Source organism: Streptomyces subrutilus (genome assembly GCF_001746425.1).
Taxonomy (GTDB): Bacteria; Actinomycetota; Actinomycetes; order Streptomycetales; family Streptomycetaceae; genus Streptomyces; species Streptomyces subrutilus_A.
The window spans coordinates 131,203-154,487 of sequence record NZ_MEHK01000001.1; the positions used below are offsets into that span (position 1 = coordinate 131,203).

Here is a 23,285-nt window from a genome sequence, read left to right on the forward strand (position 1 = left end):
GCCGCCGAACGCCACTACGCCATCGCGCAGCAGGCAGCCGTCAGTACCAACGATCCGTGGTCGGAGCGAACGCCCGCCGTACCAAGGCAACGCTCGTCATCAACCGGCGAGTGCCCTTAAGGAGCGGTGAGTTGGGGGATCTGACCGGTCCCGGCGTCCGGATGCTCCCGGCCGCCGGGGCCACCCCCACAGCGGTGGTCAGTCTGGCCAGATAACCCGCGCGTCCCACATGCAGAGCGGGAAGCGCGCCGTTAGCGTCGGCTGCATGGAGAACCATGGAGTTGCCCTCTCTAGGAGGGTCAGCGCGAGCGGCGGAGGGCTTGCGCGTGTTCGGTAGTGTGAGGCAGTGCACTTCACCACGGTTCGACCACGACCGTCTCTGCGCCCCGGCATAGCGTGGCTTGACGATGACAACTGGGACGATTACGGGTTCAAGACGCTCTTCGACTTGCACTGCCACAACGGCAGTCACACCGTACATGTCGGCAGCCTGAAGGTCGGCTTCTTCAGCATGGAGCGCGGTCGAACAAGCCTTCCCCAGCACTTCGAAGCCCTCGATCCGGTGTTCTTCTCCCTCGGCGCTGACGAGAGCTACTACGCCACGCTTCGCGACGAGTTCGATGACGAGACGCGCGAGGCGATCCTCGCCGGCCTCCGTGACGTTGCCTATGAACCCGAGCTCTTCGAGCGCACCCTCAACGAACCGGTCATGGAGCACTCGCTGCTGCGCGGGACCGACGCCGAGACGGTCCGCACGCAGTACCGCAGGATCGCCAACGGCGGACCCACGCTCTCGCGATTCCACGTCCGCTACCAGCAAGAAACGTCGTCCGAGAGCGCCCCGCAACTCGTCCTCGACCTGACGGCCGACCCGGACAAGAATCCACCGACCAACATCCATGCGGTGATCGGCAGCAACGGCGTGGGTAAGACGCGCCTGCTGCACAACATCGCCCAGACAACACTGACTCCCCGCACCATGCGGCGCCAGAGCTCACTGGAGGACAGACTCGACCACCGAGTGCACCCCTTTGCCAATGTCGTGTACGTATCGTTCAGCGCCTTCGACTCGCACGGCCCGCACCAGGTCAGCAGGCGTGACCCAGTCGCGTACCAGTACGTCGGCCTCAAAAAGGACGACGGTGCGGAAGCTAAGGACTACTCGATATTGGGGTCGGAGTTCGCAGCGTGCGTAGAGAGGTGCGTGGAGGATCAACCCGCCAAGACGCGCCGCTGGGCCAACGTCCTGGCCCAGCTCGAAGAGACAGATCCCCTCTTCCATGACCTGCAGATCACGAAACTAGCGCAGGTCCACGACCGGCCCGATTCTCAGCGCGTCTTCGCAGGGCTGAGCTCAGGACACAAGATCGTCCTGCTGACACTGGCCAAGTTGGTCCAGCACACCACCGAACGCACCCTGGTTCTGATCGACGAACCGGAAGGCCACCTCCACCCGCCCCTACTGTCGACGCTCGTACGAACGCTGTCAGAGCTGCTGAGGGACCGAAACGGCCTCGCCATCATTGCCACACATTCGCCTGTGGTGCTCCAGGAGACCCCGCGTCAAGCGGTCTGGGCACTGCGCAGGGTCGGCGATGATCTGCGCGTCGACCACCCCGAAATCGAGACCTTCGGCGAGAACGTCGGGGTAATCACCCGAGAGATCTTCGGACTGGAGGTGCGCGGCACAGGGTTCAATCGGCTGATCCAGTCGCTCGCCGAGAAAGACATGTCGTTTGAAGGCATCATCGATGAGTTCGGTGGCCAGCTTGGTGCCGAGGGGCGAGCACTGGCCCGCTCCGCGACTCGCCGCCGCGAGGGCGGGCGCTGATGCGGCGGCTCAGCCGCCCTCAGATTGGAACGCGGGAGGCGTTCCGTCTGTGCATCAGCGACCAAATCAGCCCGCGGATGTTGACCCTGCTCAACAGTTATGAGCTACCGGTCTTGATAGCCGCCGGTGTGTATGAGAAAGCCTGCCGCCGCTTGACCTTGCATCAACTAGATCCTGCAAAGTTTTCTCCCGACCCGTCAAAGGATGGCCATAAAGATGCTCTGATCGCCATGTATGACCAGCGGATGCAGATAGGTAGACCCGGCCGCCCTGTGTACGAAGAGGCCCGCAACCGCAAGGGTAAGTGTCCTATCTGCGGTGTGGGACGCGTGCGCCAGGTTGATCACCACCTGCCCAAGTCGATCTACCCGTACCTTGCAGCCGTGCCGATCAACCTGCTGCCCATCTGCGGCGACTGCAACCGCGAAAAGCTAGATAAGGCGCCCACCTGCTACGCCGAACAGGCTCTCCACCCATACTTCGATGACATCGACTCCGACAGATGGTTGAGAGCTAGACTTCTCACCATCAACGGTGATGGGAAACCGTACGAGGCAAAGCCCTCAGAGAGACCGAAGGGCTGGAGGATCGAGTTCTTCGTCGACCCACCTTCATCGTGGGATGCAAACCACGCCGAGCGAGTTGAGCACCATTTTTCCGAGACCTACAAGCTTAGCGATATTTACGAAAACCAGGCCGCTGATGACATACCAGGCCTAGAGCTTTCATTTGAAGAGGTCTTCGAAGCGGGGGGAGCTTCGGATGTTAGCGCCTATCTGGAAGGGCTCGCGCGTACGCGTGCGCATGCAAACAAGAATTCCTGGATGGTAGCGCTTTATGAAGCACTCGCGGACCACGTCTGGTTCTGCAGCGGCGGATTTCGCCAGGTAGCGGCTGGCTAACAAGTGGTGCTTTGAGCCAGCCCGGCCCCGATCGACCGGCGACGGACCCGTGTGGCTCCCCCTTTTAGGGCTCTGACGTGGGAGGAATCGACCACGCAGCGGGACCAGTCCAGCCGCAGGGCCGCGTTCAGCTCGGCCAGAAGCACCTCGTGCAGTTGCTGCCACACGCCGGCCTCGTTCCAGTCCCGCAGTCTGCGCCAGCATGTCATGCCCGAGCCGAAGCCCAGCTCCTGCGGCAGGTACTCCCACTGGATACCGGTGTGCAGCACGTACAGGATCCCGGACAGCACCTGCCGGTCTGGCAGCGGCTTGCGGCCCGGGTACCGGAAGCGCCGCCGACCTCGTCGGCGACGTGCTGCGGCGAGCCGGTCGGTGAACACCAGGCGCGGCTTGCTTCCGGCACCCTCGGCCCGCTTGCGGGGCCCGCCCCTCATCACCTGCAGGGTTGACGCGCGGGCCGCTGCCCAGGGCTGGGCGAGTTCTTCGAGCAACTCCCCGAAATGTGCGTGGGAGACCCCGGACAGGGCAGGACGGGTACAGGCCGTACGGGCCCAGGTCAGCTTCACAGCTCGCCCAACCCGTGGGGCCCTTCCCATGTCACGGTCGACTCACTCCTGTCCTTCCCCCAGGGTCGTTAGGGTCGGACCCATGGCTTCCATAGATGTCTCCCTGCGTCCCGTGCACTCCAGCGATCTGCCCGTGTTCTTTCGGCACATGAACGATCCCGAGTCGAAGCAGATGGCCGCCTTCACCACTGAGGACCCGACGGACCGAGCCCACTTCGACGCGCATTGGAAGCGCATCCTCGCCTCGCCCGACGTCGTCACTCGCACCGTGCTCGCGGACAGCGATGTGGTCGGGCACGCGGCCGTGTACGGCAATCCGGGCGAGCGGGAGGTCACGTATTTCATCGATCGCTACTACTGGGGGCGGGGCATCGCGACTGCGGCGCTGCGGGAACTGCTCGCCGAGGTCCCTGAACGCCCGCTGCTGGCCCGGACGGCGGCTGACAACACCGGATCGGTGCGGGTCCTGGAGAAGTGCGGCTTCAAGGTCGTCGGCGAGGACCGGGGCTTCGCGAACGCGCGGGGAGCGGAGATCGACGAGCTGGTGCTGCGGTTGGACGGCTAATTCTCCCCACCCCGTAAGTGCAGTCGAGGGCGTCAGCACTTCTCCTTCCGCGCCTGCTGGATCAGCGGCTCGGCCTCGTCCAGCGTGAAGGTGACCTGCCAGGTCTCGGCCGCCCGGTGCAGGGTGTCGGCGAACTCCTGGTAGCCGTGGTCCTGTTGAGCCGCGTCGGCGGCGCGGTTGGTCGCCGTGTTCAGGTACTGTCCGGCGGTCTGGTAGTAGGGGTCAGTCAAATTTGACGGCCGGGGGCGGGCGAGGTGGTCGGTCAGCTGCTGCAGGGAGGCGCAGGCGGACTTGGCAAACTCGCGCGCCGCCACCGTGGCCTTGGAGGGCGTCGAGCTGCAGGCCGCCAGGGAGAGCGTGGACGCCAACAGCAGGGGCAGGGGCAGTGACAGGCGAAGTATCAGCTGACGACGACTAGTCATGGGTCAATCCTAGTGCCGCATCAGGCAACGTTCGCCCGCACTGTGGGAGACAAATGATGTGCTGGGCAAGGCGGTTGCCGCGTAACCTGCCTGGCTGTGGACATGGGACGTGCTGATCAACAGCTCCGCCTGATCGCTGAGGCCGTGCAGGTTGCCGGAGCTCTTGGGGTCTCGGTGTGGCTTCGGGGTGGATGGGCCATGGACTTCTTCCTCGGCGAGATCACGCGTGACCATGAGGACATCGACTGGTTCGCATGGGCAGACGATGCGGGGGCCTTGGCGGAAGGCTTGCTGCTGCACGGCTATCAGCCGGTCCCAGGACCGGCGCCTGACCTGCAGCTCGATTTCTCCAAGGACGGGCTGGACAACAGCTTTACGCTCCTGGACCGGGATACGGCCGGCCGGGTGGTGGTTGCCGGGGGCCCCTGGGCCGGTGCGCCCTGGCCCGAGGGAATGCTCGATGCCGGGCCGGGCCGTATTGGTGGTCTGCAATGTGCGATCGTCAGTCCACAGGCCCAGATCGAGATCAAACGGATGATGCCCATCTGGGATCCCTCCCGGCCCCGACGGACCAAGGACGCCGAGGACATCGCCCGGCTGGAGGCGGCCCTCCGCGCACGGGGCAACCGGTCTGAGTGAGGTTGGGCGTAGGTCGTCCCCTACCGTCGGGCAGTGGCAGAACGAGTACGCGTCCGTGAGATCGATGACGACGAGGGCCGGCGGCTGCTGGGGATCATCCGCAGGGGCACCGGGTCGGTGGTGACCTGGCGGCGAGCCCAGATGGTGCTGCTGTCCGCGCAGGGCATGCCCGTGGGCAAGATCGCAAAGGTGTCGTTCACGAGCGATGACCGGGTCCGGGACCTGATTCACAACTTCAACGCCGACGGCTTTGACTCTCTGTATCCGAAGTACAGGGGTGGCCGCCCAACAACGTTCACGCTGCCAGAACGGAGGGAGATCAAGAAGATCGCGAAGTCCAAGCCAGCCGAGCACGGCCTGCCGTTCTCGACCTGGAGCCTGACCAAATTGGCCGACTTCCTGGTCGCCGACGGGGTGGTCGACGACATCAGCCACGAGGGCCTGCGCATCCTGCTTCGCGAGGCAGGCGTCTCCTTTCAACGCCTGAAGACCTGGAAGACCTCCGGCGATCCGGACTACGCGACCAAGAAGGCCCGCGTCGAACACCTCTACGCGATCGCCGACGGCGAGGTCATACCCGAAGAAGACGAACCCGACATCGTCTTCTGCATGGACGAGTTCGGCCCGCTCAACCTGATGCCCCACCCGGGCCGGCAGTGGGCCGAGCGAGGCGGCAAGCACAAGGACCCCGACCTTGAGCCACGCCGTCGGCGGCGGGCGACCTACAACCGCTACGGCGGAGTACGGCACCTGTTCGCGGCACTCGACCTGTCCAACGACAAGCTCTACGGACACATCAAACCGATCAAACGGCGCACCCAGTTCCTAGAGTTCTGCCGCTACCTGCGCACCCTGTACCCATCAGAAGTGCGGATCGCGATCGTCGCCGACAACTTCTCCCCGCACCTGACCACGAAGAGGTGTCAGCGGGTCGGCACCTGGGCGGCAGCAAACAACGTCGAGATCGCCTACACACCGACCAACAGTTCCTGGCTCAACCGGATCGAAGCCCAGTTCACAGCCCTGCGCTATTTCACCCTGGATGGCACGGACCATGCCGACCACAAAGAGCAGGGCAGCATGATCCGCCGCTACATCATCTGGCGAAACCGCCACGCCGACGATCGGCGCTTACGCGCCGTCGTCGACAGGGCGAACGTTGCCTGATGCGGCACTAGTCAGCATGACGGCCTGACCGCCCGGAAATCCGGTGGGCCCGCAGCCACCGTCCTGCCCGGCCCACATCTGGGCCTTGTCTGCTCTGGCCTGCAACGCGGCCATCAACGACGGCACCGCTTCCGCCCACTCTCGCCTCCCCTGCTCGTCGAAGATTTCGATCAACCGGTCGAAGACCGTCTGATCCTCGCTGGCACGCGCCGCGACAAGCTCCTTGCGGGACTGGCCGTCGGATGGTTGGCGACATGGAAATGGTCTTTCCAGTGCTGGGTATCAGCTGCTGAGGTCGAACACGCCCCACGCGGTGAACGGCTCGGCCTGGACGTAGATCCTGCTTCCTCGGCTGACGACCCGCCGGCGGCCTGGGGCAGGGCCATTGGGCAGGGTGAGCAGGCCGACTTCCTTTGTCTCGACGGATGTTTCGGTGAGCTCTCCGTGGGCGAGTCGGTCCCGCTCCTCGCCGTAGCCGCCGTAGAAGGCGACCCGCTTGCCGTGGACGGCCACCGCTTTGGCGCCCCGTACGCGGTTCGCCCACACCCTCACGAGCCGGTCGGGGCGTATCTCGACGAGCGGGAAGTCCGTGTATGGGCACGCCCAGGCGGCGGTGCCCGACACGTTCAGGGCGTAGCAGTCGAAGAGACCGGGGATGCGGGCGCCGTCTGACGTCCAGGCGAGCCGGCCCGTGCCGCTCCAGCGGCGGATTCCGGCCGGGTTCTCGTCGAAGTGCCCGACTCAGATATGGCCGGCCTCGTCCACGAGCAGGTGTTCGATGGCGTCCCCGACGGAGAAGGACGAGGTCTCGCGCCCGAGCGCGTCGAAGACCTGGACCTGGTTCGCGTCCTCGTACCGGCGGGCGCACGACGCGGCGACGACGAACCCACCGTCGGGCAGGCGGTCCAGGTGCGGCCAGCGGGCTCGCACGGCGCTCAGCTCGGTGAGTTCGACGTTGCCGCCCGGATGGACGGAGACGACCAGCGCGTCGAAGGGCAGGACATCGCCGCCAGGCTGCGGAGCGCGTTCGGCAAGCAGCCAGTGGGCGGCGCCGAAGACGTCGACGGTACTGGTCAGGACGTGGCGGTCATGGTGCGTTCGGGGGAGCTGGGCGAAAGGAATGAGGGCAGTCTTCTGCACGGGCGGGCTCTCCTTGGTGGGCGGTCACGGCCATCGGTCGCTGCGGTGAGCGGCGGTCGGCGGCGCGCGAGCGGTGGAGAGCGGGGCGCCTAGGGTCTGTTGCGAAAGTGGATCTTGTTCGTTCATGATCACGTCTTGTGGGACGTGGAGATCTGACGAACGGCCAGTGGGCCCGGCTTGAGCCGCTGCTGCCGCAGGGCATCAAGCCGGGTCGGCCGCAGGTGTGGACGCGGCGGCAGCTGATAGACGGCATACGGTGGCGGACCCGCACGGGTGCCCCGTGGCGGGATGTGCCGGAACGCTACGGGCCGTGGGACCGGGTCTATGACCTGTTCCGACGCTGGCAGCGGGACGGAACCTGGGCAGAGATCCTCACCCGGCTCCAGGCCGAGGCGGACGTGAAGGGCCTGATCACCTGGGACGTGAACGTCGACGCGACCGTCTGCCGAGCCCACCAGCACGCCGCCGGGGCGGCGAAAAGGTGCCTCTATGGTTTTCGTCAAGCTGTAGCCGGTGTGGATGGTTGGTAGAAGGTGCCGTCGCGGAGCATGGCGAAGAGGACGTCGATGCGGCGTCGTGCGAGTGCGATGAGGGCGGCGATGTGGTGTTTTCCCTCGCGGCGTTTGCGGTTGTAGTAGGCGCGTGACTCGGGCTGGGAGAGCGAGGCGAACGCGGCGAGGTAGAAGGCTCTCTTGAGTTGTTTGTTGCCGCGTCTGGAGGGGTGTTCGCCGCGGATGGAGGAGCCGGAGTTGCGGGTCACGGGCGCGAGGCCGGCGTAGGCGGCGAGGTGGCCGGCGGTGGCGAAGCCGCTGCCGTCGCCGACGTCGATAAGGATGCGGGCCGCGGTCCTGATCCCGATGCCGGGCATCGAGATCAGGACCTGGGAAAGAGGGTGGGCCTCCAGGAGTTCCTCGATCCTCGCGGCGAGGAGTTTGCGCTGGTCAAGAACGGACTGGAGCGAACTCGCAAGGCTGGGGACGATCAGCGCGGCAGCCTCGGTGCCGGGGACGACGACGGTCTGTTCGTCGAGTGCGGTGAAGATGTCCTCAACCAGCCGCTCGGCCATCCGCGGCGCCTTGGGACGTATCAAGGTCACGAGGCGACGGCGTCCAGCTTTGCGGATCTGAGCCGGGGAGCCGAACTGGTCCAGCAGCTTGAGCACGGCCGGGTGCTGGATGCGCGGGCCCAAGACCCGTTCCAGGGATGGGTGGATCTGGGTGAGCAGTCCGCGGAGCCGGTTGGCGATCCGGGTGGACTCGCCCGCCAGATCGTCGTAAACCCGGCGATCATCGCGAGCTCGGCAACGGTCTCGTCCGCGGCATCGATCGTCCTCAGGGTGTGGGGCATCGCTCTGGCGGCGTCCGCGATGATGAACGCGTCGCGGGCGTCGGTTTTCGCCTCACCGGGGTAAAGATCGGCGATCCGTCGCATTGTGAGACCGGGCAGGTAGGCGACCTGGCAGCCCGTGTCCCGCGCGACCGCCAGCGGCAGGGCCCCGATGGAAGCCGGCTGGTCGACGACCACCAGCACCGTGCTGTGCTTGGCCCGGAGCTTGTCGAACAGCTCCCGCAGCTTCGGCTCACTGTTGGGCAGCGGCTTGTCGAACACCTTCTTCCCCGCCCGGCTCACGGCGGCGGCGTGGTGATCGCCCTTGCCGACGTCCAGGCCCAGATAGACGTCGATGCCAGTCTCGTCCGTCATGCCCTTCGCTCCCGTGCTCGCGTTCTCCCCGGCCTCACCTGCGGCATCAGCGTGCCGGCATCCACGTTACGAAGAGACTGCCCAAGGGGCGCTCGTGCCTCTAATCAGCGGTCTCAATGCCTCCGGCACCCGGCGACACCACCTTTTCGATCATGTCGACTGGGGGCGCAAGTCATACCGGGGCCGAAGGCCGGGAGCCTCATTGCGAGGCCACGAAGAAGGTAACGGGGATCTCCAAAAGGAGCCGCCCGGCGGAATCGCCGCCGAGCCGGTCGACCACGGACTCGGACGCTCCCGCGGCGGTCTGACCAGCAAGATCCACCTCGCCGTCGAGCAGGGCCAAAAACCCCTGTCCGTTGTGATCACGGCCGGGCAGCGGGGCGACTCCCCGCAGTTCGAGCCCGTGCTGGAAGCGATTCGGGTGCCCCGAGTCGGACTCGGCAGGCCGCGCAAGCGCCCACACCGAGTGCGGGCCGACAAGGCGTACGACTCCCGCAGCAACCGCTCCTACCTGCGTAGACGCGGCATCAAGGCCACCATCCCCGTGCCCGCTGACCGGGTACGCAACCGGCAGAAGCTCGGTTCGCGCGGGGGCAGGCCTCCGAAGTTCGAGTTCGACAGAGACGACTACAAGCAGCGGCACGCGGTCGAGTGCGGGATCAATCGCCTCAAGCGCCACCGTGCTGTCGCTACCCGGTACGACTGTGAGGATGTGGGGGTGCCGCTTCGGGCGGTGGCCTGACCCGCGTTACGACTGGCCCTGGTGCCTTGCGTTTGATCTGTCGGCCACTGTCTGGGCGGTACTTGCTGCCGCTGGACCGGCGGGCGTGTCCCGATAGGGGCCTTCGCGAGAGGCACCGTCACAGTCCTGACCGCCCTGACCGATCCAGCGATGGCCGCCCCGCTTCCCATGGCTGCAGGAGACAGGTGACCGTGACCAGGATGACCCAGCCCGCCCCGCTGGACCAAAGCAGCCCCGACATCGTGCTGGGCGTCGATACGCACAAGGACGTCCACGTTGCCGCCGTGGTCACGGCCGCTGGCGCCTTCGTCGAGAGCCGGAGCTTTCCGACGACCGCCGAGGGCTACGAACAGTTACTGGACTGGGCTCGGACACTGGGCCACCTCAGCCAAGCCGGGGTGGAGTGCACGGGCTCATACGGTGCCGCACTCAGCCGGTATCTGCATGGTCAGGGGATCACCGTCTTCGAGGTGAACCAGCCAGACAAGGCCACCCGCCGACGCCGCGGCAAGAGCGACATCGTCGACGCCGAAGCCGCAGCCCGCGCAGTGATCACCGGCAGAGCGACCGCGACCGCGAAGGCCGGCGACGGGCCCGTGGAGGTGCTCAGGCTGTTCAAGCTGGCCAAGGCCTCCGCGACCAAGTCCCGAGCTCAGGCGATCAACCAGCTCAAAGCCGTTCTCGTGGCCACCGACCCCGAGCTCCGCGAGTCACTGGCCGGCCTGAGCAACCCCAAACTCATACGCGCTTGCGCCCGGCTCGACAACTCGGCCTCCGGAACGGCCGGCGCCGCCGCCCACACGCTGGGGCTCCTGGCCCGGCGGATTCAGCACCTCACCGAGGAGATCGAGGATCTCACCACGCGGATCAGAGACGTCATCACGCAGCACAACCCGCAGCTCCTCGAGTGCTACGGCGTCGGCCCTGACACCGCTGCAACCCTTCTGATTGCAGCGGGTGACAACCCGGAACGGCTCCGCAGTGAGGCCTCGTTCGCGGCGCTTTGCGGCGTGAGCCCAGTCGAGGCCTCCTCCGGGAAGACCCAGCGCCGGCGCCTCAACCGGGGCGGAAACCGGCAGGCCAACTCCGCCCTCTATACCATCGTGCTGGCCCGTCTCCGCTGGGGCACCCGCACCCGCGGCTACATCGACAGACGCATCTCCGAAGGCAAGACCCGACGCGAAGCACTCCGCTGCCTCAAACGCTACGTCGCACGCGAGATCCACCAGCTCATCACCCGCACCACCACCCACGTCCTGGCGGCTTGACATCCATAGGGGCATCAAGCGCCGTTACGTCTACCTCGGCACCGTCACTGCGGCAGCTCTAACGATCTGGCTCCGCACATGATCGACGGGAATGCTCCGTGGCACTGATCCGGCAACGTTCGTCGAGGATCTGCACCTCACAGCAGCGATTGAACCCCCGCTATGCGGGGCGGAGGACGGGATCGATCTCTGCCAGGCTTTCGTGCAGCCGACGCGCCCCCCGGGCAACACGCTCGTCTGTGTCGCCCGACATCTCGTCGCAGAGCCGTAGCGCCTCGTCCAGGTCGTCCGAGAAGATGCTGAAGACATCGAAGATCGCGGTGTGGATGTAGTCGGCGTGGTTGTCGTTGGCGATTGCCAGTGCGGACGCGACTACCGTCAGTCCGGCCCTATCCTTTCGCCGAAGCAAGCCCTCTGCGGTCCGCCGGGTGACGAAGGTGTCACCCGGATCGAGCACAAGCCCCAGCAGTGGCTCTACGGCCTCCGGCATCTCGGCGAACCCTGCCAGGCTGTGACCGGCATCCGCCCGGTCACGCCAGTCATCGCTTCGCCCGAGTTCGCCAAGCGTCACGACGACCGCGCGCCGCAGGTCGCTGTCCACGGATCCGCCCGCCCCTTCCCACGATTCCGGTCAAAATATCACCGAGGCGCCCTACCGGATGATCGCCAGGACAGGTCCTAGTACTGCAACGGTCTTTGCTGTGATGGTTTGTTGGCTTCTGGTGGTGTGTGGCCGCGTCGTTTGTAGTGACTGGTGCGGGCTTGGTGTTGTCGTCTGCGGCGCCAGAACGACCAGTGCAGGACGTGGTCGGTGCTTGGGTGGGGTCGGGTGAGTCGGTGGATCAGGCGTCGGAGTTCGGGGAGGGTGAGGGGTATGAGCTGGGAGGATCCGTTTCTGCTTTCCCGGTGTCGAGTTCGCGGGCCCGCAGGACGGTGAGGCAGGCGTGGGCGGCCATGGCCAGGGTCATGTGGCGGTGCCAGCCGTCGTAGCGTCGGACTTGGTAGTCGTCCAGGCCGCATTCCTGCTTTGCGGTCTGGAAGCATTCCTCGACCGCCCACCGGGCGCCGGCGATGCGGATCAGCTCGTCGAGTGTGGTTTCGGCCGGGCAGTAGGCGATGTAGTAGGAGATCTCCTCGGGCCGGCGGACACTTCGGCGGGCGATCACCCAGTGCCGTCGGTCCTCGCGGTGCCAGGGCCGCACCTCGACCCTGGCCCAGTCGTAGACGCGCGGGCCGTGAGCCCCGTCCCCGCAGGAACGGCGCTTCCACTTCTGCCGGGGCAGCCCGGGAAACAGGTCGTGGACGGGGTGGTCCATGGCCCAGCGGGTGACGACCGTGTCGTGCCGGGTGGTGGCCATGACGTGGAAGACATCCGCCCCGCTCGAGCTCGGTGCGCCAGCCTTTGGAGAAGCCGTAGGCGGCGTCGGCGGTCACCCACCGGAACGGGATCCGGCCGGTGATCGCCCGGCGGACCATGGCCTTGGCCATCACCACTTTCGTCTCGAAGGCGACCGTGTCGTCGATGCCGGCGGCCCGGCACCGGTCGCGGTCATCCGTCCATGACGTGGGCAGATAGAGACGGCGGTCGATCAGGGTGCGGCCACGGCCGCCGGCATAGGCGAGGAACACCCCGATCTGGGAGTTCTCCGTCCGGCCGGCGGTTCCGGAGTACTGGCGTTGGACGCCGGCCGAGCGGACGCCCTTCTTCAAGAACCCGGTGTCGTCCACGATCAGCACCGCTTCCGGATCGCCGAGGTGCTCGATGACGTAGTCCCGCACGTCGTCCAGGACCTCGTCCGCGTTCCAGTCGATCCGGTTCAGCAGCCGGTGGATCCGGTCCGGGCCGCCATGCCCGGCCTCCTCGGCAAGCGTCCAGCCGTTCTTCCCGCTCCAGCGGAGCTATCAGCCCCCGCATATAGGCAAGAGCCGACTCCCGCGGCTCCGACCTGGCGAAGCGGTGCACGAACCGCTCATGCAAAGCCTTCAGTTCACCAGCCCACGACCGGGCATCAGCAAGTTCCCCACCCATGAACTGACCAACGATTGACCTGCCCAACCGTCACGGCAAACACCGTTGCAGTACTAGTCAGGCCGTCCCGTTCGCCGTCGTCGACCTCGGCCTGCCTCACCCAGCTCCGCACTGCGGTCTCGGTCAGCTCGAAATCCCTGGCGACCTGGCCAACCGAGCGGTCGCCCCGCCGGCACAGCTCGACGATCTCGGCCTTGAACTCCGGCGTGAACGAGCGGCGAGGGCGCGGCTTCTTCTTCCCCATGCTCTCCATGATGAACATCATCCTTCCGGGGCTGAAGCCCCTGATCTCAGATGTCGTCAAAGCGGACCAAGCCCAGTGTGGCTGATTGCCAGCGAGGTGGTCGCCACGCACATCACGACCGGTTCGGACTGGTGCCTGATCGTGGAGACGTCGACCCCCTTCACGGGATACGACATGGCGGAGTCAGGTCGCGTCGAGGTGGCGCCGATCAGCGGCGAGGCCCCGTTCGCGGATCATCTCGGCGAGACGTACTGGCCGTCAGCGAAGAGGGTGTCCCGGACAGCGGGCGGCTCGCACTGGAGATCTCCTTCGCTTCTGGCCGTGTCCGGTGTGAGGCCTGGTCCGGAGATCTCCGCCTGTCCAGCAAGTGATCAGTACGCCTTCCACGGCGGGAACCGTGTGAGGCTCCCGCCGTGGCAGGGTGATCACGGCGTCGCAGCCGTCCTGGATAATCCCGTTCACCGGGTTGAACCCCCGGTGCTTCGGCACGTGGGTGACACAGCTGTGGCACGAAGGAGCTGACGGAGTCCGCAGAGGCCGGCCGTGGAGCCTGCCGCTGGAGGGTCACGGTTTACTGGCGCACTAACTTGACGCTGCGGCAGCTCGCACCGTTGTTCGGCGTCTCGAAGTCCGCGGCTGACCGCATCATCAGTCACCTGGGCTACGCGTCGCAGAGGGACCGGTCGTACAGCGCTTTCAAGGCCGTGTCGATGGGGTGGGGCTGCGGGGTTCCCGCCGCGCTCCGGGGGTTCCAGCGCTGGAGGTTGACCGCCATCGACATCTGGCGGCCGCCGTCCGCCCGGGTCAGGGAGATCGTGCCGGCTCCCCACACCGTGCCGTCGTGGCCCCAGAAGGTGCCGCAGTCGGAGATGACGACCTTGTGCAGCCCGAGGCCGTACTCGATCATCGTCCCGTCGAGTGCGCGGACCGGGACCGTGCGCTGCATCTGGGCCAGGGACGACCGGCTGACGATCTTGCCGTCGAGCAACCGCGCGTAGAAGCGGTTGAGGTCATCCATCGTGGAGATGAGAGCGGCCCCCGTGCCCGTCCACGACATGTTGTAGACGCTGTAGTCGCGCGGCGGGTCGAGCAGTCCCCACAGGGACTCGTACATGCGCGCGTGCGGCCCGTCGATCGTCGGCCCGTCCGGGAACCGGGTGTGCCGCAGCCCCGCGCGGTCGATGACGTGTCGGGTGATGTAGCGCTCGGCGGTGGTTCCGGTGACCCGTTCCAGGAGTTGGCCGAGCAGCAGCCAGTTGGTGTTGGAGTAGACGCCCGTGGAGCCGCCGGGCTCGCCTGCGGGCGGCGCCGCGAGTCCCAGCGCGATCAGCTCGGCCGGCCGGAACTCGCGGAAGCGGTTGTCGTCCAGACTGGTGGGTGAGTTCCGCTGGAGGGAGGGGAAGGCGTACGGGATGTAGTCGGGGATGCCGCTCGTGTTGTTGAGGAGCATCCGGACAGTGATCCTCCTGCCCCGCTCCCCCGGCACGAGGTCGGGCAGGTAGTCGCCGACGGGCGCGTCGAGCCGGATCCGGCCCCGCTCGACCTGCTGCATGACGGCCGCAGCGGTGAAGGTCTTGGTGATGCTGCCGACGCGTTGGCGCATGTCGGGGCTCACGGGCCGTCCGGTGGCGAGGTCGGCGACCCCGGAAGCCCCGCGCCAGGTCCGGTCGGCGTAACGCACCTCGCCGAAGACCCCGGGGACGCCCGCCCGGTGGACGGCGTCCAGGGCGGTGCGCAGCCGTGCGGGCTCGACGCGGTTCGGCGTCGCCGCCGCCCTGGACGCCGTCCCGGCCGTCGTCGGTTGCGGGGCGGGGGCGGCCGCGACCGTGCCTACGCAGGCGGTGAGCGCGGCCACGCCGGCGATCAGGGAGAGGCGGATCTTCGATCGGAGTTTCACGGCGTACGTACTCCTTCGGTCGGGTGCGACGGGAGGGTGCGGGTGGTGCGACGGCACGCGAGGGGGTGCGCGCTCGGAGCTTGTCCGGCCGGCCTCATCCGGCCAGGGCCCGGCGCAGGACGGCGCCGAGTTCGGCGTTCTGCCGCTGCGAGACCTCGGCGGAGAGGATCGCCTGCGAACCGTGGAAGGTGCCGGGCCACTGGTGGATCTCGACCGACACCCCTGCCTGGAGCAGGCGCAGCGCGTACGCGATGCCCTCGTCGCGGTTCGGGTCGAACTCGGCGGTGGCGAGGTAGGCCGGAGGCAGGCCGGTCAGGTCCTCGGCGCGGGCCGGGGCGGCGTACGGGGTCGTCGGGCCGCCGCCCAGGTAGTACCGCCACGAGGCCGTGAGCTTCTCCCGGTAGAACCACGGCGTGTCCGTGAAGTTCACCGCCGACCACGAGTCCTGCCGATCGTCGAGACCCGGCTGGTTGAGCAGCTGGAAACGGATCGGCGGCCCCTGCCGGTCGCGGGCCCACAGGGTCACCGCGGCAGCGAGGTTGGCGCCCGCGCTGTGGCCGCCGATCGCGATGCGGTCGGGTTCGACGCCCAGTTCGGCCGCGTGCGCGACGGCCCACTCCAGCACGGCGTACGCGTCCTCCAGGGCGGCCGGGTAGGGGTGTTCGGGGGCGAGCCGGTAGCCCACCGAGATCACCACAGCGCCGGAGGAGGCCGCGATGCGGGCGGCCCAAGGGTGTTCGGTGTCCAGGTCGCCCATGAGGAATCCGCCGCCGTGCAGCCAGACGACGGCGCCTTGGGCCTGGTGCGGGCGGTAGACCCGTACCGGCACGGGCGAATCGGCGGGGACCGTGTGGTCCTCGACCTCCATGTCCGTGGTGTCGGGGACCGGTACGGCGGCGGCCAGTTGGCCGAAGTTCTTCCGCGCGGTGACCGGGTCGGTGAGGTCGGTACGGGGGAAGAACGGTACGAAGGCTTCGAGTTCGGGGTCCATGACGATCATCCTCGGGGAACCGCCGGCGGCGGGTCGTCCGCCGTCCGTCGGGCATCCGAGGCCGATCGCGCGCCGATCGGCGCCCGCCCTCCGCCCGCCCGTCCTCCTATCCTGCTGTCATGGAGGCTTTGGCCGTACGGCTGTCCGGACTCGATCCGCACGTCGAAGGCGCGCTCCGCATCGTCGCGTTCTACGACACCCTGATGCGCAGGCGCGTGGACCTTCCCGCGCTCGCCCGGGCCTCGGCCGGTCTCGCCGAGTGCGTCACCGGCGTGGGACTTCACGGTACCGGGCGGACGATCCGCGTCGCGCCGGACGGCCGCGAGGCCGCCGGCCCGGCGGGGCCCGCGTCCGGCACTGCCCCAGTGGTCCTCGACGAGGAGGAGATCGGCAGGGTGTGGCTGGAGCGGTCCGGCCCGGCCGGACCGCTCGACGAGGTGCTGCTCGACCGGATGGCCCTCGCCGTGGCGGGGGCCGTCGAACGGTACGGTCCGGCCCGTACGACCATGGCGGACCCCGCGCTCGTCGAGCTGGTCATCAGCGCCGAGACCGACGAGGCGGCCCGTGCGCGGGCGCTGCGGCTCCTCGGGTTCGCCGCCGGGCCGCCGCTCCGGGTGGCCGCCGTACGGTCGCCACGACTGCCGCTCGACCAGGTGGGCGGAGCCGTCTGCCCCGGCCGGCCCGTGAAGGCGGCGCGGATCGGCAGAGTCGGCGTGATCCTGGCCTCGGCCGTGGACCGGACCCTGTTCCCCGCGGGCGTGCGCGCGGGCATCGGCGCGGCGGACAAACCGGACCTGGCGTGGCGGGAGGCCCGCACCGCCCTGCGTCTCACCACCGCGCGCGAACCGGTGCTCGACCACGCGGAGTTGGGCGCGATGGCGCTGCTCGCGGAGGTGCCGAGGGAGGTGCTGCGCGGCAACCCCGACGTCGCGGCGCTCGTCCGGGTGGCCGGAGACCCGGGGAACCCCGAGGAAGAGACACAGGAGGCCCGGGAGAGCCGGGAGAGCCGGGAGACCCTGGACACGCTGGAGGCGTACTGCGCGGCGGGGTCGCTGCGCCGGGCCGCCGACGTCCTGCACCTGCACCACAGCAGCGTGGCCCGCCGCATCGACCTGATCGGCAGAGCCCTGTCCGTGGACCTCACCACCCCGACGGGCCTGACCAGGGCGCGTGTGGCCCTGACGGCGTGGCGGTTGCTGGGCGACTAGCTTGCCCTTCTACGGAGCTGGGGTGAACACCATGTCGATGCCACCTCGGCCCACCGCGCACAGGTCTCAGCGGTACTTGGCGCGCTCGTTGAAGGTGCGGAAGAGCTGCAGACTTTCTCCGCAGGGAACACCACAGGAAGCACCGGCACGGGGAAGAGGACGCATGGCTGCCATGAGCGGAAACGACATCGGCTAGACGCTCCTGAGACCTGTGGGCCCGCGGGCAGCCGACAGGCGGCTGCCCAATCCACGACCATCGAGGGAAACCTGGGACCAGCCCGGGGGCGACTGGGGCCTGTTGTTCGGCGAAGCGGAGGAAGACCGGGCCGCCCGGGCCGTGGGCGCGCAGGTTGCGTAGGCCGGTCGCGATGATGGCTCCTGGGTGAGCAGCTTCAGGTCGGGCTTGGGCCGGAGCATCGCGATGACCGTCTCGTTGACGGCCATGGGGTGGGTGGCCCCGCTGGAGCCCGCGCCGCGGGCGGTGGCGCCCATCTCCGTCAGGGGGCGCCCGAGCTCGTAGGAGGCGGCTTCCAGACCCTTGGTAGTCAGGTTGCGCAGCGACTCCCCCGCCCGGCTGGTGCCCCCGTTCTCGGCGAGACCGTGCTTGCGTAGATCGGAGAGCGCGCGGCGTGCGAGGCCGTGCGCGCGGTCTTCTGCTCGGAGGCGCTCGCCTTCGTGGTGTGCCGGTACGTCAGGTGGGGTGAGGCGATCCTCTGGACCTGGTCGGCCGTGGCCACCTTCAGCACCCCCAGCACGCGCAGCACATCCCCGCGCAGGTCATTCGAGGACCCCGCTGGATTCGTCAGCCGCTTCCCTGCCATCAGCTCCACCCCTTCGACGCGAGCGACCAGCCGCATCGGCCTGCCGTGAGGCGGACCTGACTGGTCGTGGAGGGCGCCGGGCCCCCTGGAACCCGATGATCTCCTCCCATACGGACAACAAGAGGGGAGAAGAGGGGTGTGACGGCGCGTTTTCACGCTGATTCGCGCGCTGACCTACATGTTTGCTGCCGTACTGGGTGCCGGGTACCCAAGTGGGTACCGAAGGAGGGACTGAAGTGCCCCCTCAAGGAGTCCACTTCGGCTTGCCCAGCCACTGCGGGGCTTGCCCGCGTCCAGCTCGGCGCCCGGCGGGGCCGGCGGCCGCGTGCCGTCTGCCGGGGGGCAGTGGATCGTCGCCATTGTCGTGTCTCCTTCTCGTCTTTCACCGCCCCACACCGGGGACGAGGAGGGAGAGCGTGCAGAGGTACCCCTTGACCGTTGTCTGGCGGTCGCCCGTCACGGCGGCCATACGTCAAGGAGCTGCCCATGTCCCCCATCGTTCCCTCGCTGCCCCCGCACCTGGTCCAGCTCGGCTTCGACTACGTCCTGGCGGTGGAGGCCGGAGACGACGTCCATGCCGCGCGGCTCGCGCCCGAGGTGGCGCAGTTGTCGGGACTGCTGCCGGCCATCGCGGAGCTCATCGTCTTCCCCGTGACCGTGTTGTCCGACGACGGCGATCCCTGCGCCGACTCCTTCGTCCTGGACGAGGTCGGCGTCGTCTACCTGATGGCGATCAGGGAGTGGGCCACACATGCCCCCGCTGCTGCCGCGCCGGGGATCGCCCGCACCATCGCGCACTTCGTCGGCCAGGTCCTCGCCGACGCCCCGACGGACGTCCTCCGGGCTCTGCAGGCACTGCGCGACAACAGGTGGAGCGGGCTCGCGCGGTGGTGGAAACCGTGGTGGCTCTGCACTGCTGACGGCACCGCCGTGCGGGTGGGTGCGCACCGGCGCGGTGGTGCGCACCAGGTGGACTCGGTGCGGTGGAGTGGGCCGGGTGGAGGCGGCGCGTTTCTCCTTGACACGGGCCGTTGACTCTGTTGGCCAATTCCACTGTGGTCGTACGCGGCCCGGTGTCGTTGATCCGATCACCTGGCGTCGTTGCCGGGTACGGACAGCGTTGTGGAGGCGTCAGTGTGGGTTAGCGCTTCGCAGTTCAGTGAACGCGAAAGCGGCCTCCGTCTGATCCTGTGCTCCGTTATGGAGTGGGTCAGCGCGAAGGCCGCGGTGTGAGTTTCAGCGGGTGCTGGCCTCAGATCTGGTCATAGTTCCAGTACCGGTCGAACAGGGGGGCCCAGACTTCGGGCCATGGGGTTGTGGTGCTGCCGCAGGCGCCCAGCACGGCCTGGGAACGCCGTCCCGTGTCCCGGATGCACTGCCCGGTGCTCGCCTCGACGATCTCCCAGCGGTTGGGGTGCTCCGGCGTGCCGCGGTCGTTCCAGGTATAGGTGGAGCAGCCCGAGCCGGTAGTCAGGATGACCGGAGCGCCGGGTGCTGGGTTGCCGCCCTGCGGGCCGAGGCAGTAGACGCCGAAAGCGCCGATCGTGAAGCTGCCGTTGCCCAGGCTCTGGAAGTGGAAGCGCTGGTGGAGGGCACCCTTGCAGTCGAAGGTCTGGATGGCGGTTCCGGGCTGCGGGCGACCGCCGCCCCGGATGTCGAGGCACTTCCAGCTGGTGGCGGCGCGCAGTTCGTAGATGGCCGCGTTGCGGAAGCTCGTTGTGTAGCGGATGCCGGGGTTCTCGGCGGCTTGCGCCGAAGTCGGCAGGAGCAGAGCGAACAGTCCGAACAAGGCGGCCACCACACTGTGCCTGCCGAGTCGATTTGACCTTCGAGCCACGCGATCTCTCCTGTTCTCACGAGGACCTTAAACGCGAGGAAACTACCGCAACTGCACGTGACACTCCTGGTGAGGTTTGCCCCAAGTTGCTTGCTGTGACTGCATTTGGGGGGGGCTGTTCTTGGTCGGGCGGATTCCGAAGTCGCCCTGTTCTCGCTCTTCGTTCGGCGGATGCGGCCGGCATTCGGCGACGGGCACGACGCGAGCGCACGTAAACGGCCTCGCCGCGCGAGCGCCGAGATCGACCAGGGTTCAAAGATGGGATCCAAGGACAAACGCGGCGTGTGCGCATCGGGTGGAAACGCGGCATTGCCCCCGTCGATGTCGTCCACTCCCACGATTTCGGCCACTCCACCGGGTGGGCTCCACTCGGTGGAGTGGTGCAGAGCACGGTGGCGTCCACTCCCGGCCGGTTGACTCCACTCGGTGTCGGCGTACTGAGAAAATTGCTCGGGCGTGTACAGACGAACGTGCCCAGTCGTGGGGCCGGAACGGCAACCCTGCGCAGGGGTGTCCGTAAGCGTGCATGACTCCTCGGCGGTCTGAACCTGGAGGCCGCGGACGTAGGCTCTCAAGGATGCGGATAGGCGAGTTGTCACAGCGCACGGGCGTGAGTCCGCGCTCACTGCGGTACTACGAAGACCAGGGACTGCTGACCAGCTCACGCTCCGACGCGGGGCAGCGTCACTATTCCGATGCCGCGGTCCAGCGCGTGTCGCTCATCCGGCAGCTGTTCGACGCGGGGATGTCCAGCCGGGTGATCGCGACTGTGCTGCCGTGCGTGGACATCCCGGATGACCTGGGCGTCGCCGAGGAGACGTTCACCGCGATGCTGCGCGAGCGCGACCGGATCGACGCCGACATCGCGCACCTGATCGAGACCCGGGATGCACTCGACGTGCTGATCAGGGCCAACAGCAGGCACCGGGCGGAGCTTTCCGCGGCCCCGCAATCGGTGGCGCAGTCAAACTGATGTTGTGACCTGCATCTCAGCCGGTTGCCCCTGACATCAATGTCAGCGGTGAGGATGGCGACAGCACCCGGAGTCACCGGGTTGGCCATCCGAGAGGCGGCGGAAAATGGGGCAGGCGTGGGGTTTTCACAGGTATGGCGGGCCCGGGGTGCAGAGGTTCTTCGATCGTCCCGATCCCGTACCCGGTCGCGGTGAGGTGCTGATCCGGGTCGATGTCGCCGGCGTGAATCCCCTCGACCACCTTCTGCGCTCAGGTCTGGTCGACGGGCTCGACGGCGGGCGTCCGTTTCCCCGCGTGCTGGGCATGGAGGCTGCCGGAACCGTTCTTGCCCGGGGCGAGGACGTCGACGGGCTCGAGGTGGGCGACGCCGTCTTCGGCTTCGCACTGACCGGTTACGGCACCTACGCCGAGACGACGGTGCTGTCCGCACCGAACACCGCGCGCATCCCGGCGGGTCTGTCCGCGGCCGTGGCGGCAACGCTGCCAGTGGCCGGGACGACCGCGGTGGACGTGCTCGACCAACTCGGCCTCCCGGCCGACGCCACAGTCCTGGTCAACGGGGTCGGGGGCGGGGTCGGCCTCGCCGTCGCCCGACTGGCGATCGGGCGCGAGCTGCGCGTGATCGGCACCGGAAGTGCGGCCAAACGCGAGCACGCCGAGGGCATCGGGGTGCGGTTCATCGACTACACCGCCGAGGACGTCGCCGCCGCGGCACGCGAGCTGGTTGCGGGCGGCTTCGACGGGATCGTCGACCTGGTCGGAGGCACCTCGCTGCGGACGGTCGCTCCGCTGGCCCGGGATCCCCGCAATGTCATTGCTGTGGGTGATACGTCTGTGTCCGATCTCGGTGGGCGTTTCGTCGAGCGTCGCGTCGACCGCGAGAACCTGGAGCGGTCGGCCCGGCTGGCCCTCGACGGAGTCCTCGCACCCGTAATCACGGCGGTCCATCCGCTCTTCGAAGCCCCGGCCGCCCTCGCCGCCGTCGAGAACGGTCATGCCTCGGGCAAGGTCGTCATCAAGGTGGCATGAAAGTGCCCGGTTGCCTGACGCCGTCGACGGTCCTTTGCGGGCTGACGAGAACCCCTGGTCAGCGCATCATCAACTGAGCACGTTCACCTGTACGGGGTTGAGCACGTTCAGGCGTACGCCGACAACTCGGTGGAGTGGACACCGGACATCGTCGGTGCGCACCACCGCACCGGGTGCGCAGCATCGGGTCTACTCAGTGGCCGGCCTCCCGGCCGCGGTGCGGTCCGGGCTCCAGCGAGCGGTGTGCCTGCTGGTCGTCCTGGCGTACCGGGTGCGCTGCGTAGGCATCGTCCGGTTCGGTGTAGCGGGTCGCGCGACTGCGGGAGTCGTCGGCCGCCTCGGTGACGGACATCACCCCTGTTCCGGGTACTCCGGGGTAGTCAGGACAGACGGTTGACCGGCCCTCGCGTCGGTCAACCGTGCGGGTGAGCCAGCGGGTCATGAGGCTGACGTCGTGCCGTTCGGCATGCCAGGCCTTGCGACGCGTCAGACGCCTCGTCATCAAGGTGACGGCCGCCCACGTGATCAACGATTCGCTAAGCGGGCTGGACCGGGCATCTTCTCCATGGCCAACACGGGCCCCCACACCAACAAGCGGCACGGCCCCGGAACAGGGGATGTCCCGGGGCCAGCAGTCGCGGTCACCGCAAGGGGGGAGCGGTCGTGCACCTGACGCGACGGTTGGATAAACGATTCATCAGATCTTCGGTTACCGCTGGAAGTGCTTTGAACAGGGCAGAACTGCGCTGTCTTTCAGCCGGGGCTGAGTCCGCTCGCGTGGGCGATCCCTTCCAGTTCGGCAGCGAGGGACATCTACTCGTCGTGCCGGCGGGTCACCGTGTGACGAACCGCCGTCACGGCGGCCGCGGCGTACTCGGCGCCGGCTTCGAGAACCACCCACCCCGACGTGCCACCAGGCCCGAGGACCTCGACCAGGCGGTGGTCCATGCGTCCAGTGATCATGATGGCCAGCACGGACAGGTACTCCCGCCGCAGATCGCTGGGCAGGAAGCCGTCGCCGGGCACCGTCACCTGAGCAGACTTCCCATCGGACAACAGCCCGCACGTCTCTTGGACAGCCGCCACCAGGGTGCGGAACCGCGGGGGAGACATCTGAGCCCGCAGCGCCTCCAGATAGACGCCAAGCACATCGAACTCTCCAGCATCGTCTGGAGGGTCGTACATGTTCATGCCCGTGACCCTCCCCGCAGCCCCCGTCGGTTACACCCGGCGCGCGCAGCACACATGACGCCGGCAGCGCTCCCCTGTCAGCCCCGTGTAAGAAATACCCCTTCTCCCGGTGCCTGCCCCT

General features: G+C 67.7%; 21 protein-coding genes and 6 pseudogenes. 13 read left to right on the forward strand and 14 right to left on the reverse strand.

Translation table 11 applies throughout. From position 1 onward, the window contains the following. Positions 1-346: 346 nt before the first annotated feature. Both BGK67_RS01630 and BGK67_RS35730 read left to right on the forward strand, forming a co-directional pair. Positions 347-1,831, forward strand: a complete 1,485-nt coding sequence (locus BGK67_RS01630; protein ID WP_069918184.1) for an AAA family ATPase — start codon at positions 347-349, stop codon at positions 1,829-1,831. A 77-nt stretch (positions 1,832-1,908) separates the two neighbouring features. Then, positions 1,909-2,733, forward strand: coding sequence for an HNH endonuclease signature motif containing protein (locus BGK67_RS35730; protein WP_244291099.1), 825 nt, complete (start codon positions 1,909-1,911; stop codon positions 2,731-2,733). Here BGK67_RS35730 and BGK67_RS01635 read toward each other — a convergent pair. Next, a pseudogene (locus BGK67_RS01635) lies at positions 2,731-3,068 on the reverse strand (transposase); the annotation flags it as partial. The gene BGK67_RS35730 and the pseudogene BGK67_RS01635 sit on opposite strands and share 3 nt — an antisense overlap. 313 nt (positions 3,069-3,381) lie before the next feature. Here BGK67_RS01635 and BGK67_RS01640 point away from each other — a divergent pair. Next, positions 3,382-3,864, forward strand: a complete 483-nt coding sequence (locus BGK67_RS01640) for a GNAT family N-acetyltransferase (protein WP_432215418.1) — start codon at positions 3,382-3,384, stop codon at positions 3,862-3,864. Between the two features lie 32 nt (positions 3,865-3,896). On the opposite strand, the gene BGK67_RS01645 is transcribed toward BGK67_RS01640, so the two are convergent. Continuing rightward, positions 3,897-4,286, reverse strand: a complete 390-nt coding sequence (locus BGK67_RS01645; protein WP_141753986.1) for a hypothetical protein — start codon at positions 4,284-4,286, stop codon at positions 3,897-3,899. A 102-nt stretch (positions 4,287-4,388) separates the two neighbouring features. Here BGK67_RS01645 and BGK67_RS01650 point away from each other — a divergent pair, with 102 nt between their 5' ends. Both BGK67_RS01650 and BGK67_RS01655 read left to right on the forward strand, forming a co-directional pair. Continuing rightward, positions 4,389-4,925 (forward strand): nucleotidyltransferase domain-containing protein, encoded by a 537-nt coding sequence (locus BGK67_RS01650; protein ID WP_069918186.1) that lies wholly within the window; start codon positions 4,389-4,391, stop codon positions 4,923-4,925. Between the two features lie 33 nt (positions 4,926-4,958). After that, positions 4,959-6,092, forward strand: a complete 1,134-nt coding sequence (locus tag BGK67_RS01655) for an IS630 family transposase (protein ID WP_069918187.1) — start codon at positions 4,959-4,961, stop codon at positions 6,090-6,092. Between the two features lie 282 nt (positions 6,093-6,374). Here the strand turns inward: BGK67_RS01655 and BGK67_RS39705 are convergent, their stop codons facing one another. Together BGK67_RS39705 and BGK67_RS39710 are read right to left on the reverse strand one after the other, a co-directional pair. Then, positions 6,375-6,716 carry a hypothetical protein gene (locus BGK67_RS39705; RefSeq protein WP_244291100.1) on the reverse strand — a complete coding sequence of 114 codons (342 nt, stop codon included), beginning with the start codon at positions 6,714-6,716 and terminating at the stop codon, positions 6,375-6,377. Positions 6,717-6,833: 117 nt separating this feature from the next. After that, positions 6,834-7,232: a hypothetical protein gene (locus tag BGK67_RS39710; protein ID WP_244291101.1), complete on the reverse strand. Its 399-nt coding sequence runs from the start codon at positions 7,230-7,232 to the stop codon at positions 6,834-6,836. Positions 7,233-7,369: 137 nt separating this feature from the next. Here BGK67_RS39710 and BGK67_RS01665 point away from each other — a divergent pair. Further along, positions 7,370-7,711: pseudogene (locus BGK67_RS01665) on the forward strand (IS5 family transposase); the annotation flags it as partial. A gap of 20 nt (positions 7,712-7,731) precedes the next feature. On the opposite strand, the pseudogene BGK67_RS01670 reads toward BGK67_RS01665, so the two are convergent. Beyond that, positions 7,732-8,933 (reverse strand): annotated as a pseudogene (locus BGK67_RS01670) (IS110 family transposase). Between the two features lie 235 nt (positions 8,934-9,168). On the opposite strand from BGK67_RS01670, the pseudogene BGK67_RS01675 reads away from it, so the two are divergent. Both BGK67_RS01675 and BGK67_RS01680 read left to right on the forward strand, forming a co-directional pair. Further along, positions 9,169-9,675, forward strand: a pseudogene (locus tag BGK67_RS01675) (IS5 family transposase); the annotation flags it as partial. Between the two features lie 200 nt (positions 9,676-9,875). Further along, positions 9,876-10,943 (forward strand): IS110 family RNA-guided transposase, encoded by a 1,068-nt coding sequence (locus tag BGK67_RS01680; RefSeq protein WP_069923546.1) that lies wholly within the window; start codon positions 9,876-9,878, stop codon positions 10,941-10,943. Between the two features lie 160 nt (positions 10,944-11,103). Here BGK67_RS01680 and BGK67_RS01685 read toward each other — a convergent pair whose 3' ends face one another. The 3 genes and pseudogenes from BGK67_RS01685 to BGK67_RS01695 form a co-directional block, all read right to left on the reverse strand. Beyond that, a complete protein-coding gene (locus BGK67_RS01685; protein ID WP_244291102.1) occupies positions 11,104-11,544 on the reverse strand; it encodes a hypothetical protein in 441 nt (146 codons plus the stop codon). 241 nt (positions 11,545-11,785) lie between these two features. Continuing rightward, positions 11,786-12,972: pseudogene (locus BGK67_RS01690) on the reverse strand (IS701 family transposase). Then, positions 12,953-13,216: a transposase gene (locus BGK67_RS01695; protein WP_167739525.1), complete on the reverse strand. Its 264-nt coding sequence runs from the start codon at positions 13,214-13,216 to the stop codon at positions 12,953-12,955. The pseudogene BGK67_RS01690 and the gene BGK67_RS01695 overlap by 20 nt, the downstream one beginning before the upstream one ends. A 421-nt stretch (positions 13,217-13,637) precedes the next feature. Between BGK67_RS01695 and BGK67_RS35740 the strand changes: the two are divergent. Beyond that, positions 13,638-13,878, forward strand: a pseudogene (locus BGK67_RS35740) (helix-turn-helix domain-containing protein); the annotation flags it as partial. Here the strand turns inward: BGK67_RS35740 and BGK67_RS01700 are convergent. Next, positions 13,878-14,954 carry a serine hydrolase domain-containing protein gene (locus BGK67_RS01700; RefSeq protein WP_069923548.1) on the reverse strand — a complete coding sequence of 359 codons (1,077 nt, stop codon included), beginning with the start codon at positions 14,952-14,954 and terminating at the stop codon, positions 13,878-13,880. The pseudogene BGK67_RS35740 and the gene BGK67_RS01700 overlap by 1 nt on opposite strands. 253 nt (positions 14,955-15,207) lie before the next feature. After that, on the reverse strand, positions 15,208-16,104 hold the full coding sequence (locus tag BGK67_RS01705) for an alpha/beta hydrolase (RefSeq protein WP_069923549.1): 897 nt from the start codon (positions 16,102-16,104) through the stop codon (positions 15,208-15,210). A gap of 119 nt (positions 16,105-16,223) precedes the next feature. Between BGK67_RS01705 and BGK67_RS01710 the strand changes: the two genes are divergently transcribed. Next, positions 16,224-17,312, forward strand: a complete 1,089-nt coding sequence (locus tag BGK67_RS01710) for a helix-turn-helix domain-containing protein (RefSeq protein WP_069918190.1) — start codon at positions 16,224-16,226, stop codon at positions 17,310-17,312. Positions 17,313-17,857: 545 nt separating this feature from the next. Here the strand turns inward: BGK67_RS01710 and BGK67_RS39715 are convergent. Then, a complete protein-coding gene (locus BGK67_RS39715; protein WP_244291103.1) occupies positions 17,858-18,169 on the reverse strand; it encodes a hypothetical protein in 312 nt (103 codons plus the stop codon). A gap of 450 nt (positions 18,170-18,619) precedes the next feature. Between BGK67_RS39715 and BGK67_RS01720 the strand changes: the two genes are divergently transcribed. Then, positions 18,620-19,168, forward strand: a complete 549-nt coding sequence (locus tag BGK67_RS01720; RefSeq protein ID WP_069918192.1) for a hypothetical protein — start codon at positions 18,620-18,622, stop codon at positions 19,166-19,168. Positions 19,169-19,385: 217 nt separating this feature from the next. Here BGK67_RS01720 and BGK67_RS01725 read toward each other — a convergent pair whose 3' ends face one another. Continuing rightward, positions 19,386-19,922 (reverse strand): RICIN domain-containing protein, encoded by a 537-nt coding sequence (locus tag BGK67_RS01725; RefSeq protein WP_167739526.1) that lies wholly within the window; start codon positions 19,920-19,922, stop codon positions 19,386-19,388. Positions 19,923-20,547: 625 nt separating this feature from the next. Here BGK67_RS01725 and BGK67_RS01730 point away from each other — a divergent pair. Both BGK67_RS01730 and BGK67_RS01735 read left to right on the forward strand, forming a co-directional pair. Beyond that, a complete protein-coding gene (locus BGK67_RS01730) occupies positions 20,548-20,943 on the forward strand; it encodes a MerR family transcriptional regulator (protein WP_069918194.1) in 396 nt (131 codons plus the stop codon). A gap of 106 nt (positions 20,944-21,049) precedes the next feature. Further along, the gene (locus BGK67_RS01735) at positions 21,050-21,973 is read left to right on the forward strand and encodes an NADP-dependent oxidoreductase (protein ID WP_107488735.1); all 924 of its coding nucleotides are present in this window, start codon (positions 21,050-21,052) and stop codon (positions 21,971-21,973) included. 193 nt (positions 21,974-22,166) lie between these two features. Here BGK67_RS01735 and BGK67_RS38595 read toward each other — a convergent pair whose 3' ends face one another. Beyond that, the gene (locus tag BGK67_RS38595; protein ID WP_167739527.1) at positions 22,167-22,325 is read right to left on the reverse strand and encodes a hypothetical protein; all 159 of its coding nucleotides are present in this window, start codon (positions 22,323-22,325) and stop codon (positions 22,167-22,169) included. A 461-nt stretch (positions 22,326-22,786) separates the two neighbouring features. Next, positions 22,787-23,164, reverse strand: a complete 378-nt coding sequence (locus BGK67_RS01740) for a hypothetical protein (protein WP_069918196.1) — start codon at positions 23,162-23,164, stop codon at positions 22,787-22,789. Between the last annotated feature and the right edge of the window lie 121 nt (positions 23,165-23,285).

Excerpts from the sequence above, each read along its gene's own strand:
- BGK67_RS35730 (WP_244291099.1), top strand. The coding sequence starts at position 1,909 with ATGTTGACCCTGCTCAACAGTTATGAGCTACCGGTCTTGATAGCCGCC.
- BGK67_RS01640 (WP_432215418.1), top strand. The coding sequence starts at position 3,382 with ATGGCTTCCATAGATGTCTCCCTGCGTCCCGTGCACTCCAGCGATCTG.
- BGK67_RS01645 (WP_141753986.1), bottom strand. The coding sequence starts at position 4,286 with ATGACTAGTCGTCGTCAGCTGATACTTCGCCTGTCACTGCCCCTGCCC.
- BGK67_RS01650 (WP_069918186.1), top strand. The coding sequence starts at position 4,389 with ATGGGACGTGCTGATCAACAGCTCCGCCTGATCGCTGAGGCCGTGCAG.
- BGK67_RS01680 (WP_069923546.1), top strand. The coding sequence starts at position 9,876 with ATGACCCAGCCCGCCCCGCTGGACCAAAGCAGCCCCGACATCGTGCTG.
- BGK67_RS01695 (WP_167739525.1), bottom strand. The coding sequence starts at position 13,216 with ATGGGGAAGAAGAAGCCGCGCCCTCGCCGCTCGTTCACGCCGGAGTTC.
- BGK67_RS01705 (WP_069923549.1), bottom strand. The coding sequence starts at position 16,104 with ATGGACCCCGAACTCGAAGCCTTCGTACCGTTCTTCCCCCGTACCGAC.
- BGK67_RS01710 (WP_069918190.1), top strand. The coding sequence starts at position 16,224 with ATGGAGGCTTTGGCCGTACGGCTGTCCGGACTCGATCCGCACGTCGAA.
- BGK67_RS39715 (WP_244291103.1), bottom strand. The coding sequence starts at position 18,169 with ATGCGGCTGGTCGCTCGCGTCGAAGGGGTGGAGCTGATGGCAGGGAAG.
- BGK67_RS01720 (WP_069918192.1), top strand. The coding sequence starts at position 18,620 with ATGTCCCCCATCGTTCCCTCGCTGCCCCCGCACCTGGTCCAGCTCGGC.
- BGK67_RS01730 (WP_069918194.1), top strand. The coding sequence starts at position 20,548 with ATGCGGATAGGCGAGTTGTCACAGCGCACGGGCGTGAGTCCGCGCTCA.
- BGK67_RS01735 (WP_107488735.1), top strand. The coding sequence starts at position 21,050 with ATGGGGCAGGCGTGGGGTTTTCACAGGTATGGCGGGCCCGGGGTGCAG.
- BGK67_RS38595 (WP_167739527.1), bottom strand. The coding sequence starts at position 22,325 with ATGTCCGTCACCGAGGCGGCCGACGACTCCCGCAGTCGCGCGACCCGC.
- BGK67_RS01740 (WP_069918196.1), bottom strand. The coding sequence starts at position 23,164 with ATGAACATGTACGACCCTCCAGACGATGCTGGAGAGTTCGATGTGCTT.